The organism is Tannerella serpentiformis (assembly GCF_003033925.1).
In the GTDB taxonomy this organism is placed as follows: domain Bacteria; phylum Bacteroidota; class Bacteroidia; order Bacteroidales; family Tannerellaceae; genus Tannerella; species Tannerella serpentiformis.
On record NZ_CP028365.1, the window covers coordinates 2,565,336 to 2,585,155 of the forward strand.

Sequence of the window (19,820 nt, forward strand, 5' to 3'; positions counted from 1 at the left end):
CCTCCGCGTAGATCATACCCGACAAGATTTCCAATCCCCGAGCCCCACAAAGGTAAAAACCCGACGCAAATCATGATCTCCCACTATGAAAGATCACAATCTGCGTTGCAGATCTATATCTCCCGATAGGAAAGAATCTCATCCGCATTGCAAATGTAATCTTCTCGACCCAATAGAAGCATATCCGCATTGCAAAATCTATACTCATGGCTCAAAAGAAGATCTTATGCGTTGCATATAGTCTGCTTTTATTCCGGGAAGATATAATCTGCGCTGCATATTCTTTTCCTACGGGTAAAAAAGATACTACATGCCGTGCATATACGGTTCTATTGCAGTAGGAGCATAGCCGACGCATTGCATATCGATAGCTATCGGTATGATGGTATATAATCTGCAATGCAGATAGAATCTCCCTGATTCGTGAAGATCATATATGCGTTGCATGTCATCTTCTTTTGTTCCGTGAATATTTAATCTGCAATACATATGCTCTTCTTTCATATTCGAATGATTCAATATGCGTTGCATATCTACTTATTTTATTGCGGGAGATTGCTTTGTGCAGCGCATAATCTCTTCTTTTATACGAGAAGAAACGTATATGCGTCGGGATTTATCTTCCTAATTGCCCAGGGATAGCTTGCCCCGATGGGTTTAGGGATCATTTTTTGTCGGTGAATCGAAATCGTGGCGATTTTTCGTCCGTCAGGGTAGGGGCGTATGGCATACGCCCTACGAATGAACATATCAGAGGCTGAATGAATCAAAATCGTGACGATTTTTCGTCCGTCAGGATAGGGGCGTATGGCATACGCCCTACGAATGAACATATTAGAGGCTGAATGAATCGAAATCGTGACGTCTTTTCGTCCGCCAGAGTAGGGGTGTATTGCATACGCCCTACGAATAAACATATCAGAGGCCGAACGAATCAAAATCGTGGCGATTTTTCGTCCGTCAGGGTAGGGGCGTATTGCATACGCCCCACGAATGAACATATTGGAGGCCGAATGAATCGAAATTATGACGTTTTCTTTGTTCGCCGTCGCTCGGGGAAGGGATGTCTTGGCGGGAGTGGTCTTCTTTTATTTGTTGGGAAGATGAAAATTGTAGATGTTTAGGTATAGATATTTTCATATAACGAGGAACAGGCTGATCGATATGTTCGCTCGCTGTTTTCTGATGGAACTATGGGGGCGTATGCAATACGCCCCTACTCTGACGGACGAAAAGGGGGCGTGTTTTTTGTTCGCCGTCGGTCGGGGAAGGGGTGGCTTGGCGGGGGCGGGCTTCTCTGAATCGTTGGATATAGTGAAGTTGAGAGCGTTTTCCTTATGTCTCTTTCTCCTTTTCTTGTCTTGACACAAGAAAAGGAGGCAAAAGAAAGTCACGCCCCCGCAGGGGGCGTGTTTTTTGTTCGTTGTTGGTCGGGGAAGGTGTGTTTTGGCGGGAATGGACTTCTTTTATTTGTTGGGAAGATGAAAATTGTAGATGTTTAGGTGTAGATATTTTCATATAACGAGGGACGGGCGGATCAATATGTTCCCCCGCTACTTTTTGATGGAACTATGGGGGCGTATGCGATACGCCCCTATCCTGACGCACGAAAAGGGGGCGTGTTTTTTGTTCGCTGTCGGTCGGGGAAGGGATGGCTTGGCGGGGACGGGCTTCTTTTATTTGTTGGGAAGATGAAGATTGGAGGTGTTTTTCTTACACCTCTTCCTCCTTTTCTTGTCTTGACACAAGAAAAGGAGACAAAAGAAAGTCAAGCCCCCGCAGGGGGCGTGTTTTTTGTCCGTTGTCGGTCGGGGAAGGGGTGGCTTGGCGGGGATGGGATTCTCTAATTCTTTGGGATTAGGAAGATTGGAGGTTTTTGGGTGCAGATATTTTTACGTAACAGGGGACGGGCGGATCAATATGTCCCCCGCTATTTTTTGATGGAACTATGGGGGCGTATGCCATACGCCCCTACCCTGACGGACAAAAAGGGGGCGTGTTTTTTGTCCGCCGTTGGTCGGGGAAGGGGTGTCTTGGCGGGGGCGGGCTTCTTTTATTTGTTGGGAAGATGAAGATTGGAGGTGTTTTTCTTGCGCCTCTTTCTCCTTTTCTTGTCTTGACTGGGGGAAAGGAGACAAAAGAAAGTCAAGCCCCCGCAGGGGGCATTTTCTTTGTCCGTTGTTGGTCGGGGAAGGGGTGGCTTGGCGGGAATGGACTTCTTTTATTTGTTGGGAAGATGAAAATTGGAGATGTTTGGGTACAGATATTTTTACGTGACAGGGAACGGGCGGATCAATATGTCCGCTCGCTATTTCTCAAATAAACTATGGGGGCGTATGCGATACGCCCCTACCCTGACGGACGAAAAGGGGGCGTGTTTTTTGTTCGTTGTCGGTTGAGGAAGGGGTCTTCTGGCGGGGATGGGCTTCTTTTATTTGTTGGGAGGATGAAAATTGGAGGTGTTTGGGTGCAGATATTTTTACGTGACAGGGGACGGGCGGATCAATATGTCCGCCTGCTATTTTTTGATGGAACTATGGGGGCGTATGCAATACGCCACTACCCTGACGGACGAAAAGGGGGCGTGTTTTTTGTCCGCCGTCGGTCGGGGAAGGAGTGTCTTGGCGGGGGCGGGCTTCTCTGAATCGTTGGGAAGATGAAAATTGGAGGTGTTTGGGTGCAGATATTTTTACGTGACGAGGAACGGGCAGATTGATATGTTCGCTCGCTGTTTTCTGATGGAACTATGGGGGCGTATGCCATACGCCCCTACCCTGACGGATGAAAGGGGGGCGTTTTCGTTGTTCGCCTTCGGTTGGGGAAGGGGTGGCTTGGCGGGTGTGGGCTTCTTTTATCTATAGATATTGTACGGAAAGGCATACGAGGGCTTGGGGATGTGGGGCGTGATTGAAAATAAATCGAGGATGATGTTCGGTTTTTCGCGAATTGGGTACACTTTTGCGGCCCTTTGTATGGGGGGATCGTTGCGATCTCCCCTTTCTCCGATTCTCCCTTTCCTTCTCCTCCTGACTTACTGATTAACGGTCTCATGGACATTAAAGACTTACAAAATATTTACGCGGCGCACCCGCAAATGGTTGCCCTGACGTCGCTGATCGATCGAGGCGATGTGCACAGCATGCATTGGGCAGGGTTGCAGGGGTCAAGCGCTGCGGTGTGCTTAGCGGCACTCTTTCGCAAGCGTGGCGGGTGTCTGCTTTGCTTGATGAACGACCTCGAGGAGGCCGGATATTTCTATAATGACTTAGTGCAACTGGTGGGCGAGGCCAGCGTCAGCTTTTTCCCCTCCGCCTACCACCGACATATCAAATATGGCCACACGGACGCGGCCAATGAGGTGCTGCGAACGGAGACGTTGGCCACGCTGCAATCAGACAAGCCGGACGTGATCATCGTCTCCTATCCGGACGCCATCGCTGAGCGTGTGCTATCGAAAAATGTGCTCAAGGAGAACACGCTGGAGCTTCACGTAAGCGAAAAAGTGGACCCGATTTTTGTTTCCGATGTACTTGATAATTACCACTTTGAGCAGACTGACTATGTCTATGAGCCGGGGCAGTACGCCGTCCGCGGGAGTATCTTAGACATCTTCTCTTTTTCCCACGAACGGCCCTATCGCGTGGACTTTTTTGGCAACGAGATCGAGTCCATCCGCACGTTTGACGTAGAGACGCAGCTATCGCAGGAAAAACTGGACGCGATCCGGATTGTCCCGGAGATCAGTCGCTACGACGATGCCGATAGTTCGCTGCTCGACCTGCTGCCGAAGGACGCCCTCGTCGTGACGCACGATGCGACGTGGTGCCGCGAGCGGATCGCCTCCCTCTGGGACGAGGAACCGGTGAATAAGGACGACGAGGGTTTCGCGGATCGGGAGGCCATGCGCCGTAAGCTGATCGGCGCGGAGGCCTTTTCGGTAGCCGCAGCACGTTTTATCTCGATCCACCTCATGGCGCGCGATGGCGACACGTCGGCCGTCTTCCGATTCGACACGTCGCCGCAGCCGCTCTTCCAAAAGAACTTCGACCTCGTCAGTCAAACCTTTCGCCAATATCTGACGGATGGCTATACCCTTTATTTATTGACTGACAGCGAGAAACAGGCAGCTCGCATTCGGGACATTTTCAAAGACCGGGGCGAGGCGATACCCTTTACGGCCGTCAGTCGGACTCTGCACGAGGGCTTTACAGACCATACGCTGCGCAGTTGTTTTTTCACGGATCACCAGCTATTCGGTCGCTTCCACAAATATAATCTCAAGAGCGACCGCACACGCAGCGGAAAGATGGCCCTGACGCTCAAGGAGCTAAACCAGTTCACCCCCGGCGATTTTATCGTACACATCGACCACGGCGTGGGACAATTTGGCGGCTTGGTGCGTACCGAAGTGAACGGCAAGGTGCAAGAGGCCGTGAAACTGATTTATCGCAACAACGACATCCTCTTCGTCAGCATTCACGCGCTGCATAAACTCTCGAAGTACAAGGGCAAGGACGGCGGCGAACCGCCCGCACTGAACAAGCTCGGCAGCGGCACTTGGGAACGGATGAAGGACCGCACGAAGAAGAAAGTCAAGGACATAGCGCGCGATCTGATCCGCCTTTATGCCACCCGCCGCGGCGAGAAAGGCTATGCCTTCAGTCCGGATAGCTTCATGCAGGACGAGTTAGAGGCCAGCTTTATCTATGAGGATACCCCCGACCAAATGCGCGCCACTGCGGAAGTGAAGGCGGATATGGAACGTGAGCGGCCGATGGATCGCCTGGTCTGTGGCGATGTTGGATTTGGCAAGACGGAGGTGGCTATGCGGGCGGCTTTCAAGGCAGTGGCCGATAATAAGCAGGTCGCAGTGCTTGTGCCCACCACCGTGCTCGCGTTTCAGCATTACCAGACGTTTCGGGAGCGTCTCAAGGGCTTTCCTTGCACCATCGATTACATCAGTCGCGCCCGATCGACCGCGGAAGTGAAAGACATCCTCAAACGCTTAGCCTCGGGCGAGCTGAATATCCTCATCGGAACGCATCGCATCGTCGGCCGCGACGTCAAATTCAATGACTTAGGCTTGCTGATCATCGACGAAGAGCAGAAATTCGGTGTCTCGGTCAAAGAGAAGCTCCGCCAGCTCCGGACGAACGTAGACACGCTCACCCTGACCGCCACACCCATCCCGCGCACGCTTCAGTTTTCACTCATGGGAGCCCGCGACCTGAGCAACATCACTACGCCGCCGCCCAACCGATACCCGGTGCAGACGGAATTGGAGCGCTTCAACGCCGACATTATCCGCGAGGCCATCGAATTTGAGATGAGTCGCAACGGGCAAGTCTTTTTTATCAACAATCGCATTCAGAACATTTACGAGATCGAGAACCTGATTCGACGTGAGGTGCCCGGAGTGCGCGTGGCCGTCGGACACGGCCAGATGGAGCCGGACAAACTGGAACGGATCATCTTAGATTTCGTGAATTACGAATACGACGTGCTTGTGGCTACCACCATCGTCGAGAATGGCATCGACGTATCGAACGCAAATACGATCATCGTCAACAACGCCCATCAGTTCGGCCTTTCGGAGCTGCACCAGCTGCGCGGACGGGTCGGCCGGAGCAATCGCAAGGCATTCTGCTACTTGTTGGCGCCACCGCTCTCCACGCTAACGGCGGAAGCCCGTCGTCGGCTTCAGGCCATCGAGAGCTTTGCCGAACTGGGCAGTGGCATGCATATCGCCATGCAGGACCTCGACATCCGTGGCGCGGGCAACATGCTCGGAGCCGAGCAGAGCGGTTTCATCGCCGATCTCGGCTATGAGACGTACCAAAAGATCCTCGAAGAAGCCGTGGATGAGCTAAAAACAGACGAGTTCGCCGATCTCTACGCCGGGGACGACGAGGGCACACCCAACACGGGTGACAACTACGTCCGCGAAACGTTTGTCGAGAGCGATCTGGAGCTAATGTTCCCCCCGACGTACATTCCCAACGACTCGGAGCGCGTCGGCATCTATCGCGAACTGGATACGATCGAGACCGACGAGGCTTTATCGCGCTTTGTTGCGTCGCTCCAAGACCGTTTCGGACGTATCCCGACCGAGGGCGAGGAACTGATTCGTGTTGTGAATCTCAGACGCATGGCACGTCGGTTAGGCATCGAGAAAGTTGTCCTCAAACGTGGCGCGATGGCCCTTTACCTACCCTCCGACAGCGACAGCCCCTACTATCAAAGCATAGCCTTTGGCCGTCTGCTCGGTTACATCGGTCGACATCCGAAAAGCTGCGTCCTACGCGAGCAAAACGCCAAGCGGAGCATCCTAATCCGTAACGTGGCGAGCGTTGCCGCCGCCGTGCGTTGCCTGACCGAGGTGGAGCACATCGAGCCCGATGCTGCGTGAAGGGTTCCTCATACAGAGGGGATCCAAAGAAGAGGCATGGAAACGATCCGTCTATCCGGCAAGCATGGCGGCACCCTCGGTGCCTTGATCTTCTTTTGCTTCCTTTTCTTCTATCAAGGGAAGAAAAGGGAGAGGCGAGTAAAGGCGAAGGCCACACTGATCAAGATGAATGCTGGCACCTCCCCGTGCATAACTTTGCCCCTTCATTTTGGCATACAATGACGGGCAGACATCGAACGCCTGCCCCTATATCGATATTCATTACGTATTATGAATCCTATTCACTCCCTTATTTTCGATCTGGACGGGACGTTGCTCAACACCATTGCCGATCTCGCCCATAGCACGAACTACGCGCTGGAAAAATCTGGCTTTCCGACGCATGCCATCGAGGCGTACAAGTATTTCGTTGGCAATGGTATCAATAAGCTCTTCGAACGTGCTCTGCCCGAGGGCGAGCGTACGCAGGAGAATATCGCCCGCATTCGCAGCGCTTTCTTGACGTACTATGACGCCCACAACGCGGATTACACCGCTCCCTATCCCGGCATTCCCGAGCTACTCAGCCAACTGCAAGCCGACGGGATGGCGCTGGCCGTGGCCTCGAACAAGTATCAACGCGCCACGGAGAAGTTAGTCCGACAGTACTTCCCAGACATTCGTTTCGCGGCTGTCTTTGGGCAGCGCGAGGGCATACCCACAAAGCCCGATCCGACCGTAGTCAGAGACGTGTTGCAGATCACCGGTTGCACGGCGGAGGAGACGCTCTACGTGGGCGATTCCGGCGTCGACATGCAAACGGCAGCCAACGGCGGACTCGTTTCGATCGGCGTCACGTGGGGCTTTCGTCCGCGTACGGAGCTTGAGGAATGTGGTGCGCGACACATAGTCGACTCGCCGGACGAGATCCGACGCCTCGCGTTTGGGTAACGACGCGTGCCCGACCAAACAAAATGAGCCGCCCCTCGGTAAGTCCTTCTCAGGGACTTCGAGGGGCGGCTCGGTTTATACAGAACAGAGTGGCAGGCGAATCATTCGCCGCCTTTGATCATCGTAAGCAGCATCTTGAAGCGCTCAACAGCTTGCAAGGCGTGGGGGTGATTGGCGGGCATGATGATGCAGTCGCCAGCTTTCAGGCGGTGCGGCGTTCCGTCAATACGGATCTCGGCCTCGCCATCGAGGACCTGCACAAGGGCATCGAAATTCGCGGTGTGTTCGGTCAGGCCTTGGCCTTTGTCAAAGGAGAAAAGGGTGACGTTTCCAGCGCGGTTGATGGTGACTTGCTTGCTAATGACTGATCCAGGAGCATAGTCAATCGACGGCTCGAGGGCAATAACGGTTGCTTTCTCAAATGTGCTCATAAGAAGGAAAATTATTACTGTGAAACGATTAATGATGACGCTGCAAATGTAATCCTTGACCAGTCTACGAATTGTCACATGGGTGACATAGGTCTTATTGCCAAGGATGACAGTTGCCTCCTGCCGGACTATCTGATCCCCGATAAGTACCTCTTAAATACGTATTTATTGAATCCTATGCTTGGCAAGGATGGGATTCATCCTTGAATCGGTCTGCCTCTCCTCGATAAATTTTCGACCGTTAGGGTAGGGCGCAAAAGCATACGCCTCAGCGTGTACCTGGCCGGTGGGGTTGTTCGCCCACTACGTGGTCGTTTGGAGGGCGTATTCGATATGCCCCTACCCTGACGGATCAAAAATTCGAATCCATTCTATCTATTGAATCAAAAATCCGGTACGTGCGGGAATGTATGCGATACGCCCCTACCCTGACGGACGAAGGATGGGGAGGTCGGGGTGACGGTGCATCAGATTCTTACCGAGGAAATGACAGCTCGACCGATGGCGAATGGGCGATCACTTCTGTTTTTTCTTGGCTGCGCGCTTGGGATTGGCCGGAAACCAGCCTTTTTCTACGCGCTTCTCTTGGTCTCTCACTTCCAGGATCGACCAGAAAGAGGAGAAGGCGATGACTCCGAAAATCGTGGACAGAATGAGGTGGTGCACCATCACGGACAGGCCCATGAAGACGAGTCCGGCTAAGAGGAAGGCCCACCAAATGCCTGCGCCGAAATAATATTCAGCCTTGACGACGAGGGGATGGAAAAGCCCGATAATGAGGAAAGTGGCCACGCCTATGACTAGGCCCCAAAGGTTGTAAGTAGTAAGGAATTCCATTGTGATTATTGTTGCTTGTATGGGTTTTTAGAAAGCGTATTCGATGCGAATGGCCACCTGGGCGGGTCGACCCTTCTGGATGAAGCTGCGACCGAAAGAACGGAAATAAAAAGCAGCATAGTCCGTCCCGGTCAAGTTTTGGCCGCCGAGGGAGCATGTGAGGGGGCCGCGACCTATGCCGGCGCGGGCGTCGAGGGTGTGGTAGAAGGGCTGGCGAATGTCATTCGCCTCGGTCCAGTGAATCGGGCCGACGCCGTTATACTGCGCCGCGGCAAAAATACGGTCGATCAGGCGGCTGTGCAGCCGTCGCTCGTAATGGATACTGAGGCTGACGGTATGGCGCGGGGCATAAGGGATAAATTTTCCGCGGTAGTCCGTGCGGCCATCGTTATAGTTGCGAAAGGTGGCATGCGTGTAGCCCCAGTTCACATCGGCCGTGAGCCCGGAGGCAATGCGTGCGCTGAGGGACACCTCGATGCCGCAGCTGACGGCACGGCCGGCGTTGCTGAGCATGCGTCCTGTGCCGCTGGCGGTAAAATGCGTCAGCTGCAAGTCGCGAATGTCCATGTAGAAGACAGTAAGCTCGGTGTGCAATCGGTTTTTTATCGGCTCGGACTTGATCCCCGCCTCATAGCACCAGGCGTTTTCCGGGCGATAGGCGAGGGCCTCCTTGGGCTGTATCTTATCGAAGTGGGGGAGCGTAGGCACGATGTGGCGGAATGCGTCCATGATGTCGTTTTGCATACGTGACTGCATCAGGTCTGCCGACATCTGCACGTTATAGCCACCCGTCTTGTAGCCCTTAGCCACAGCCGCATATAGGCTCGTGCGCGGCGTCCAGGCGTATCGCAAAGCCAGTCGGGGAAGCACTTGCCACTCGTCTGACGAGAGATGTTCATCGAAGGATGAGGCGGGGTAGAGCGCGCTGATATCCGTCTCCTTCGGGTATACGGGAGGCATGAGGATAGCCAGGTTCATCTTGCCACTGGCTTCGTAGTACAGCCGCCGGCGCTCGATATCCATACGCAGTCCGGCGGTGAGCGAGAGGCCGGGCAGGAGAAAATTGTCGAGTGTAGACTGGTGGTAGATGGCCATTCCGAGCGACGATTCGTCGAAGGCAGAGGGCAGCTCCAGACGATTGTCCGTCACACGCAGGCGAGGCATGCGCGGGTTCTTGGCCCGCATTCCGTCGAAGGCTTTTTGCATGGCAGCGCGGATGCCTTCCTCTTTGAAGGTCACGTTGGCATTCGTCCGCAGATGGTCATAGAAACCACAGGCGCCGACGGTCCAGCGGTAGCGCCCGACTGTGCCCGTGACGGAAAGTTCTTGATTGAAGGCGTGGTGGCGACGGCGCTGATCGAGCGTAAAGAGAGAGAGGGGCATAAAGTCCTGATCCATCTCCATGCGGTCGTGTAGGAACTGCCATCCGGTGGTGTATGTGGCGACAAATTGCGGAGTCACGTACTTGAGCGTTAGGCTGCTATTGGTCGTGGTGCGGCGGTACGACGAGGGGTCATTCAGATTCACGGGATCGATGTGACCCGTGCTGTCGTTGCGCAGGCCGTACGGGAAGGCGCCTTGATTCGTGTAGCTCCCGACTATGGCCAACGTGGCGGTGAAGGCATTCGAGAAGCGGCGCACCACCTTCACATTGCCGCCGATGGTCTGCTCGCCGTCGGCCCTTGTGCCATCAAAGACGTTTTCGAAGAAGCCCGTGTGCCGCCGATAGTATCCCCCAACCTGTAGGCCGGTGCGGTCGCCGAGACGCATGGCGTGCGAGGCGCGGAGGCCGAGGTTGCCGTAGTTGCCATACGTCACCCCGACGCGTGTGCCTTGGTGCTCGAGGGGGGAGAAGGTATGCACGTGAATGATACCACCCATCGCATTACGGCCATAGAGCGTCCCTTGCGGTCCGCGTAAGACCTCGATGCGGCGAATGTCAGGCAGTTCAAAATCGAAAGAGCCCTTGTCGGGGTACGGCACATCATCGACGTAAAGGCCTACCGTCTGGCCGCTGCTTCTGGCTCCCACGCCACGGATATAGATGGCCGAGGTGCCGCGCGACCCATAATCGGGGATGTAGAGATTCGGGATGAAGGCGCTCAGGCGCTTCACGGAGCCGATCTGTCGGAGGTCGGCCTGCCGCGGCGAAAGGACGGTCAGCGCGCCGGGCAATTGCTCGGTGCGATTCGTTTCTTTGCGCGAGGAAGTGATCACGATCTCGTCGATATCGTACGTCTTGATCGTGTCACCATCCGTTTGGGGGCGGCCATCGCTTGCCCAGCCCATTTCGGTTAGGCAGAGGGCGCATAGCATGAGCGCCAATCGGTGAATTTTCTTCGTCATGAGTAAATGCAGCGTAAGCACGGCGTGAGACGCATAGCCCGCCATTCGTTCCTTTTCGTAGCCGCAAAGGACGGCAAACCTCCCCTCCGCGGCAATCACTACATGTAGTGATTTTGCAATGCACTCCAAGCGGAGCGTGGAATCGAAAAACGAAAAAAGAAAAACGAAGCACCCCGCCTACCCGATCCAGGTCATTTCCGGTATGTACCTATTAAATACGCCCCCGCACGTACCGGGTTTGTGAATCATTAGCCAAGAGGCCGTCCAATTTTTTGCCCGTATGTGTAGGGGCGTATTGCATACGCCCTCGCGCGTATCGGGCGGATGATTCGATGAATAGAAGGGAATTGAATTTTTGATCCGTAAGGGTAGGGGCGTATTGAATACGCCCCAGCGCGTACCGGGCGGGCGATTCGATGGTTTTCGGGCTACCCTATCCTCGCCAAGAATAGGAATCGATAAATACGTATCCCATAGATACGTATCGCGTTTCGGTATGTACCTATTAAATACGCCCCCGCACGTACCGGGTGGGTAATTCAATGGATAAAAAGGAATCCAATTTTTGATCCGTATGTGTAGGGGCGTATTGCATACGCCCTCGCACGTACCCGGCAGGCGATTCAATGGACAAAAAGGAATCGATTTTTTTGTCCGTCAGGGTAGGGCGCAACAGCATACGCCCCCACGCGTACCGGGCGGGCAAATCAATGGATAAAGAGGCATCCAATTTTTGATCCGTATGGGTAGGGCGCAATAGCATACGCCCCTGCACGTACCGGGTTTGCGAATTATCAGCCGAGGAACCACCCAATTTTTGATCTGTATGTGTAGGGGCGTATTGCATACGCCCTCGCACGTACCGGGTTTGTGAATCATCAGCCAAGAGGCCATCCAATTTTTTGCCCGTATGGGTAGGGCGCAACAGCATACGCCCCTGCACGTATCTGGCGGGCGAATCAATGGATAAAGAGGAATCCAATTTTTGATCCGTAAGGGTATGTACCTATTATATATGTACCCGCGCGTACCGGGCGGGCGAATCAATGGATAAAGAGGAATCGATTTTTTGAACCGTAAGGGTTGGGGCGTATTGAATACGCCTCCGCACGTACCGGGTTTTTGATTCAATGAATAGAGAAGAATCCAATTTTTGATCCGTAAGGGTAGGGGCGTATTGAATACGCCCCCGCACGTACCGGGTTTTTGATTCAATGAATAGAGAAGAATCCAATTTTTGATCCATCATGGTAGGGGCGTATTGAATACGCCCCAAAATGTACCGGGCGGACGAATCATTTGCCCATTGTCATAGGAATTCGTGGGGCGTATGCAATACGCCTCCACACCAATATCCTAAAAATGGGTTGGGACAGAATTCGTTCGACCCCTGACGGAACCGTTCGTGGGACGTATGCCATACGCCCACAAACGGCCTCTGGGGACCTTGCTTTTAGTTCGCTTGTCTTACTCTGTCGGCAGGTGAATGTCGGGATTACCCGAACCACCCGTGTCACCGCTACCCGCGCCGCCGCCACCTTCAGGCTGCTTGCCACCACCGCCTTCGGGTTGCTTGCCCGAGCCACCGTTGCCTCCGGGCTGCTTCGACGGATCCTCTTCGGGAAGATGAATGTCGGGCTTCCCGTCATCCTTCGGCTTCTTCGGTTTGGGATCCTTGGGCGTCTCGGGATCCTTCGGCTCACCCGGTTTGGGATCCTTGGGCACATGGGGATCCTTAGGATCGGTCGGCTTTTTCTTCTTCTCGGCCGCGGCCCTCCTTTGCGCGACGCTTTGGTTATAGCCCTTGTCAATGCGGTCGGCCAGCCGGCAAAGATTCTCTGCCAGTGTCTCGATGACCTTCGGATCGATCGGGGTTGCGCCAAAGAGGTAGTTCCACTGGAGCATCAAGATCACGCGATCGTAGATAGCGTCCGATTCCAGTCGCACCTTGCTGGCGGGCGGTAGCTTAGTGCCGGTATTAGCCGTCATTCGCTTGGTAAACAAGGCATCGAAGGCCTTATTAGCCGATTCTAACTTGGTGAGGATAGGCGATAGCCCCAGCTTCGTGACGTCGGCCGAGTTTTCCATCTTCCTCAGGTCGGCCAATAGTCCCTTGATGTCGGCTGTCTCGCGGTCGAACGACTCGTTTTGTACACCCACGTAGGGCTTGACCACTGCCGTCAGACGCATGGACGCCTCGATCATGTCTTGATCCGGGAGGAACTGTGCATTGCGAATTGTGCCCATGATGTAAGTCACCAGCCGGTCGCGTTCCTTATTCTTTTCCTTCATCAGGCGCGTCTCGTCGCTGGCTTGCGACACCTTGGTAATGTCCGTCTCGAGCGCGTTGTTGCCATCCCATTCCGTCATCAGTTCAGAGGGGATGCCGAGCTTTGTAATGTCTGCCGCGGTAACGAGGTCGTACGCGGAGCTGTGGAACTTCGAATGCAAGGAGTTGTCTAACTTCTTCATTCCGGGCTTTCTGATAATAACCGTCTTTTTCATAGATGTGTTTTATATACGCCTGCAAACATACGTCGTTTTTTCTAACCACCATACACGTGGCTCGCTTTTTTTGCCGAGGAGGAGAAAAATCCACGCTCATACCTTCTTTTTCTTGCCACGAATAGGGTAGATCTCCCCGCCCACTTTCCTTTTCTTACCCAGTTTAAGAAAGACCATCACGCAGACATTCTCATCCTCGCCAAAGATGACAAAGCTCGATACGTACTTTATCCTAACCCCGGCGAGGATCCGATAGCTGTGGCCATATTCATCCCATCCTCGGCGGGTTTCGCATAGATATGACCATATTCGTCCGATCCTCGGCGAGTTTTGCGTGAATATGGCCATATTCATCCCATCCCCGGCGGGTTTTGCGTGAATATGGCCATATCTGTCCAATCCTCGGCGAGTTTTGCGTGAATATGGCCATATTTATCCGATCCTCGGCGGGTTTTACGTGAAAATGGCCATATCTGTCCAATCCTCGACGAGTTTTGTGTGAATATGGCCATATTCGTCCGATCCTCGACGGGTTTTGCATGAATATGGCCATATTCATCGAATCCTCGGCGGGTTTTGGACGCGTTCATACAAATTTTAATGATTTCTCGCCGGGAATGGATAGACCGTAAAGGTATGCAACCCCAAACGTACCGGGTTTTCGATTCGATGGATAAAGGAGAATCCAATTTTTGATCCGTATGGGTAGGGATGTATTGCATACGCCCTAGCACGTATCGGGCGGGTGATTCAATAGATAAAAGAGAATTGATTTTTTGATCCGTCAGGGTAGGGGCGTATTGCATATGCCCTAGTACGTATCGGGCGGACGATTCAATGGATAAAAGAGAATCGATTTTTTGATCCGTTAGGGTAGGGTCATATGGCATACGCCCCAGAACGTACCGGGCGGGTGATTCAATAGATAAAAGGAAATCGAATTTTTGATCCGTTAGGGTAAGGGCGTATTGCATACGCCCCAGAATGTACCGGGTTTTTGGTTCAATGGATTACGTGTATTCAAAAAATGGATGGCAAATAGATTCATTCGTCCTCTGACTGGGCCGTTTGTGGGGCGTATGCAATACGCCCCTACACCGGTACACCGAAAAATGGGTCGTTATGGGTAGGTCGTTTTAATGGGGAAGCCAATTCTTTCCGGGTATAGGATTCGATGAGAGAAGGTGAATCCAATCCTTGACGGGAATAGGATTCAATGAGAGACGGTGAATCAAATTTTTATCGGGTATAGGATTCAATCAATACGTATTTAATAGATACGTATCCAGCGGACGAATTATTTGCCCATTGTCATGGGCATTTGTGGGGCGTATGCCATACGCCCCTACACCGGTACACAGAAAATCGTCCGGATTGAATAGCGTGTGGGGACGGCGATGGGTCAAATGCCGTAGCGTTTGATCTTGTTGTAGAGGGTCTGCCGAGAGATGCCCAAGGCGGTGGCGGCGTGGGAGAGATTGCCGGCGTGACTGTCGATGGTGCGACGGATCAGGTCGGCCTCCATCTCTTCGAGGGTGGTCGGTGGAGTGGGGGTGGGGCGGACTATGGCGGACGTGAAGTCGAAAGCATCCGGGGAGATCTCGGGACTGTCACTCAGGATGGTGGCTTTCTCGAGCGCGTGCTCCAGCTCGCGAACATTGCCGGGCCAGGAGTAGGCGCGGAGCTTACGCAGGGCCGCCTCGGTGAGGGTGGGGATGGGTCGACCGGCGGCATCGGCCCACCGACGGAGGAAACGTTGGGCGAGGGGGAGGATATCGTCCGGCCGTTCGCGTAAAGGGGGGAGGGAGAGGCGGATGGTGTTGATCCGGTAGAGGAGGTCTTGGCGGAAGTCGCCGCGAGCCACCATCTCGTCGAGGGGGCGATTGGTGGCGGTCAGGAGTCGGATATCCACGGGGAGGGCGCGATTGCTGCCGAGGCGGGTCACGGTGCGACTTTGCAGGGCGGCTAAGAGCTTGGCCTGGAGATAGGGCGGCAGGTTGCCGATCTCGTCGAGGAAGAGCGTGCCCCCGTCGGCGGCTTCAAATTTGCCTGGGCGATCGGTGCGCGCATCGGTGAACGCGCCGCGGACGTGACCGAAGAGCTCGCTCTCAAAGAGCGTCTCGACGACGGCGCCCATGTCGACCGTCACGAGCGGCCGCCTGCTGCGTGCGGAGAGGCGGTGCAGCTCGCGGGCCAGCATGCCCTTGCCGGTGCCGTTCTCGCCCGTGATGAGCACATTGGCATCCGTGGGGGCGACACGCTCGACGAGGGCGCGGAGCTGCTGCATGGCGGGCGATGTGCCCCAGCAGATGGCGTCCTGCATGGCGGGCGCGGGTGGGGCGCCCTGCTTGGAGGCGGCGACATGGGCGCGATAGGCCTCGGTGAGGGTGTGGACGAGGCGCTCATTGTCCCACGGCTTGACGATGAAATCCGCCGCGCCCTCCTTTATGCCACGCACGGCGAGGTCGATATCCGCGTAGGCGGTGAACAGCACCACCGTGGGTGCGGGGCGTAGCTTCCGGATCTCAGCCAACCAAAACAGACCCTCGTTTCCACTGTTGATGCCGGCGTGAAAGTTCATATCGAGGAGGACGACATCCGGCGACTCGTCACGAATGAGCGCGCGGATGCGTTCGGGATTGTGGGTGGTCACGACTCGGCGAAAATGGGCGCGGAGGAGAAGCTCGGCGGCCGAGAGTATGCCGCGATTGTCGTCGACGACAAGGATGGTGGCGGGGAGCATGCTTTTCATCGTTCGCCGTTCAAGAGTTCGCTCAGGTACATCGCGGTACGGATCACGGAGAAGGATTGCGCGGGGATGCCGAGTGTGGTCGGCGTTTCGCTGCGAATGTTCTCCACCTCGCGCGCCTGCTCCTTGTTGAGGAGGTCGATCTGCACGATGCGGCCAAAGGGCACGGTGTAAAGGGCGGTACCGCGGAGGGAGAGGTCTGTGTTGAGCTTGATCGTTTTCAGGGAGAGGGTGCGGAGGTACTCGCCGCTCTTGGAGGAGACTTTGAGGTAGAGCGTGTCGTCCGGGCGCGCCAGGGCGGCGAAAAGGAGGGACGACTGGCCGAACATGGCGTTCGCGTATTCGTAGTCGGGCTTCTTGGAGAGGAGTGTCGAAACGGCGACGCGGTTGGCATAGCCGTTCTCGTAGACATAGATGAGATAGCCGTCGCTATCGTCGTCGTAGATGGGTAGGGTCAGACGCGCGTCACTGCGGTGAGGCTCCTCGTGGGTGATCACGAAATGGCCGCTGCGGAGGATGGAGAAATAGGCCGTGGGCTCCTGCTCGCGTCGAGGCGCGAGGGCGGAGGTGGCGATGCGGTCCGGCTCGTCGTCGGCGGGGGATGCGGGTCGCTCCGGCTTAGCCGTCGGCCGCGGCTTGGCGACCGCAGTGGGCGTATAGGTCGGGATGCTGACGGGGAAGACTTTCTCCACCTCGCGCTCTGCCTCCTCCTTGGCCTCGCCAAAGGCCGGTGTGGTGATGCGCAGGGCAGGCCGGAGGTTTTTCCGACGCTCCTTGAGCAGACGAATGTCGGGCAGGTCGAGCGGACGAGTGGAGTTGCCCTGGCGCTGCCAAACCACGTCGCGGAAGAAAACCACCTCGTGGTAGGCCGGGACAGAAATGGCGCAGACGGTCTTGCCGCTGAAGACGTGAAAGTCAAACCGGATGAGTCCGTTGATGTCCTTGCCCAGCTCTTTGACGATATAGTTACGGATGATGAGCTGATACTTGTCCACATTGGCATGCAGATAGCTGAGATCGGGCTCGATGCCTTTGGGATAGCCAATATCGTTCACGCCGATGAAGAGCACGCCGCCCTCTGCGTTGAGAAAGCCGCAGATGGCCCAGAGGATGCGCTCCATCTGCCGATCAATGTCGGCCATGCCATTGCTGTTGGGGGGGAACACGATGGTGGACTTAAATTCTCGGGTGTTCGTCTCGCGGCCAAAGTCAATCTCTTCGGCTTCGCCATCCGGGTCCTCCTCCTCTTCGACGGCCAGGAGGGAGCGCACTTCGGCGTCGGCCTCGGCATAGAGATCGGGGTAAGTCTGGCCAGCCAGCAGCCGGATGAGTAGCAGCCGCGCCAAGTCGGCCGTGAGCTTCCGCTCCGACTGCATGCCTTGGCGCAGGGTATCGATAGCCGTGGGGTCGTCCTTATCCAGCGCCAACAAGGAGAGGACCGTCCGGGCGTGGGCCAATCGCGGAAAGCGCTGGATAGCCTCGGCGTCGATCACGGAGACTGTCACCGCCTGCCGGTTGATGAAGTGATGCAGCTCGGTGAGGTAGAGAATGCGTCGGTCGTAGTAGGCCACGATGTTCGCCTCCTCAATCATGTCGGCCAGCAGGCGGGCCGTTTGGCAGAGATTGAAGCGCAGGACGTGGTCGTCGGTCGATTCGGTGTAGAGATCGATCAAATAGATCAGCTGGCGTACGTAGTCCGGGCTGAGTCTGCCCGGCGCTTCGGCGTGCGACTCGTGCAGCTCGTCCGCCACCCCCTCCTCGGTGTAGTCGGCCAGGCGCTCGTCCACGTAATAGCCCACCAGATCGGCGATGGCCTTCTGGGGGTCGATCTCCATGTCTTCCGGAGCCATTTCTTCGATCTCGGCACGGACGTAACCCGTGCGATTGACGTGGGTCAGGCGGAGCATATAGAGGTCATCCAGCTCCGGCTCCACTTCGTCGAGGGGCGAGGGCACGGTATAGAGCGGATAGCCCTTTTCCGATATCCAGCGATAGGAGTTCTCGTTTTTGGAGATGAGTCGGGCGTAGGTGTACTCGCCCGGATGGAAACGCGTGGCGATGGATTTACTGATCTCGTCGAGGATGGAGAATCTCAGGCGTTTGTTTTCGCTCACCTCGATCACGCGCGCCGTGACCAGATCGCCGACAGCGAAGATGCCGCTTAGCGAGGTGAGTTGCTTGATGCGTGTGACTTGGCTGAGGTGTATGGCCCCGTTGCCCTCGTACATGTCGTCCTCGACGGTGGCGAAGGCCAGCGAGGGATAGGCCGGGTGGAGGGCCGTGATGCGGATCTTTAGCAACGCATTGACGGGGGGCAGCTCCTTCGTCTCGTGGCGTTCGAAGACGGTCTTCTTTCGCTTAAAGTCCGCCGCAGCGTCCGCCCATATCTTGGCCGGTAGCTCATTGTCTGCCGCCACGGCCGATAGGTCCGCGGTCGGCTTTTGAAAGGAGTTGATGCGCAGACTGCCGTCCCAGAGCGTGAGCAGCTTGTGCATGCGACGGCCCGCCAGCGGATTGTCGAATGGGGCCAGCGTGATGCGTCGTTCGGCCAGCGTGAAGAGGCCTTTGCCCTCCAGCGTGTACGGCCGACGGTCTTCGGGGATGTTCTCCGTGAAGTAGGCAATCTTCCCCACGAACGACGGCAGCGAGAAGCCAATCAGCTCCTCCCACGTGTACTCCGGCGGGCGGCAGTTATGCTTGAGGAAGGTGCTTAGCATAAGGTTTTTCAGCGGCGGCAGATGGCGCTCGTCCAGCACACAGAGGTAGCGGTAGAACATCAGTCGGCGCACCATGTCGATCTCCCGATCGGCCGCCTTGCAGAGCAGGAAGAGTGCGCCCGCCGTACGCACCAGCCCCTCGGCGCGTTGCCGGACTTCAGGCGTGATTAGCCCCGTGAGCAGCGTCTCATCCATCGCCTCACACTCCCGAGCGATCAGGGCCTCGCACGTCTCGATCCAGTATTCGGGTGGGCAAAGCCCGGTCTCCTGCTCCACGAAATAGCGGATGAGGCGCAGGTAATTTGTGATGCCCACGGTCAACGCCTCCGGGTCATGCAGCAAGAGGGCCGTAGTCAGATCCGCCTTCTCCTCCGGCTGATAAAGCAGGATGCCGGGCGTTTCGACCTTCTCAGCCAAGTCGGTCGTGAAGGCCTCCGCCAGGCCGGATCGGAGCATTCGCAGTGCCTCGCGTCGCACCTGTGCCCGGCGTAGCTTCTGCTCCGCGCGCGACCGGATAAGGGCGTGTCGGCTTTCGGGGAAATAGGTCAGGAAGCGCAAATCCTCCAACAGGAACTCCTCGATGCGTATATACAGCCCAAGCCCCAAAATAGCCCGATCCCAGCCACCCTGATAGGTCTCGCAGGCATTGTCCAGCGCCTTCATGAAGGGGAAGATCCACGAGACAGAGCTGGCATTCAGCATCGGCATAAAGTCCGCATCCGGGTGTGGAGGCACAGCCGCGGCCAGTTCGTCAAAGAGCGCCACCTGCTCATCCGAGGCGTGTAGCATCTTCAGAAAGGCGTGCCCATTCGTATATGTTTCTAATAAACTATCCATAGAAGATCACAAAGCAATGGCCTTCCGCCCCCCTCGCAAATCGGAGGGACTGGGAGGCC

Annotated in this window: 8 protein-coding genes; 2 read left to right on the top strand and 6 right to left on the bottom strand. The window is 55.6% G+C overall.

Annotation, left to right across the window (positions count from 1 at the left end; all coding sequences use genetic code 11):
• Positions 1–3,049: 3,049 nt before the first annotated feature.
• Positions 3,050–6,409, top strand: coding sequence for a transcription-repair coupling factor (gene mfd, locus C7123_RS10845; RefSeq protein ID WP_069175038.1), 3,360 nt, complete (start codon positions 3,050–3,052; stop codon positions 6,407–6,409).
• Between the two features lie 270 nt (positions 6,410–6,679).
• The gene (locus C7123_RS10855; RefSeq protein ID WP_069175040.1) at positions 6,680–7,339 is read left to right on the top strand and encodes an HAD family hydrolase; all 660 of its coding nucleotides are present in this window, start codon (positions 6,680–6,682) and stop codon (positions 7,337–7,339) included.
• A 101-nt stretch (positions 7,340–7,440) separates the two neighbouring features.
• Here C7123_RS10855 and C7123_RS10860 read toward each other — a convergent pair whose 3' ends face one another.
• The 6 genes from C7123_RS10860 to C7123_RS10900 form a co-directional block, all read right to left on the bottom strand.
• Entirely contained in the window at positions 7,441–7,770 is a 330-nt protein-coding gene (locus tag C7123_RS10860; protein WP_037994674.1) for a cupin domain-containing protein, read from the bottom strand.
• A 516-nt stretch (positions 7,771–8,286) separates the two neighbouring features.
• Positions 8,287–8,607, bottom strand: a complete 321-nt coding sequence (locus C7123_RS10865; protein ID WP_037979466.1) for a DUF4491 family protein — start codon at positions 8,605–8,607, stop codon at positions 8,287–8,289.
• A gap of 27 nt (positions 8,608–8,634) precedes the next feature.
• On the bottom strand, positions 8,635–10,953 hold the full coding sequence (locus tag C7123_RS10870) for a TonB-dependent receptor (RefSeq protein WP_159049909.1): 2,319 nt from the start codon (positions 10,951–10,953) through the stop codon (positions 8,635–8,637).
• A 1,467-nt stretch (positions 10,954–12,420) separates the two neighbouring features.
• Positions 12,421–13,425: a DUF6261 family protein gene (locus C7123_RS13485; protein WP_069175042.1), complete on the bottom strand. Its 1,005-nt coding sequence runs from the start codon at positions 13,423–13,425 to the stop codon at positions 12,421–12,423.
• A 1,435-nt stretch (positions 13,426–14,860) separates the two neighbouring features.
• Positions 14,861–16,201 carry a sigma-54-dependent transcriptional regulator gene (locus C7123_RS10895; RefSeq protein ID WP_394365942.1) on the bottom strand — a complete coding sequence of 447 codons (1,341 nt, stop codon included), beginning with the start codon at positions 16,199–16,201 and terminating at the stop codon, positions 14,861–14,863.
• A gap of 5 nt (positions 16,202–16,206) precedes the next feature.
• Positions 16,207–19,761, bottom strand: a complete 3,555-nt coding sequence (locus tag C7123_RS10900) for an ATP-binding protein (protein WP_083206844.1) — start codon at positions 19,759–19,761, stop codon at positions 16,207–16,209.
• Positions 19,762–19,820 lie beyond the last annotated feature (59 nt).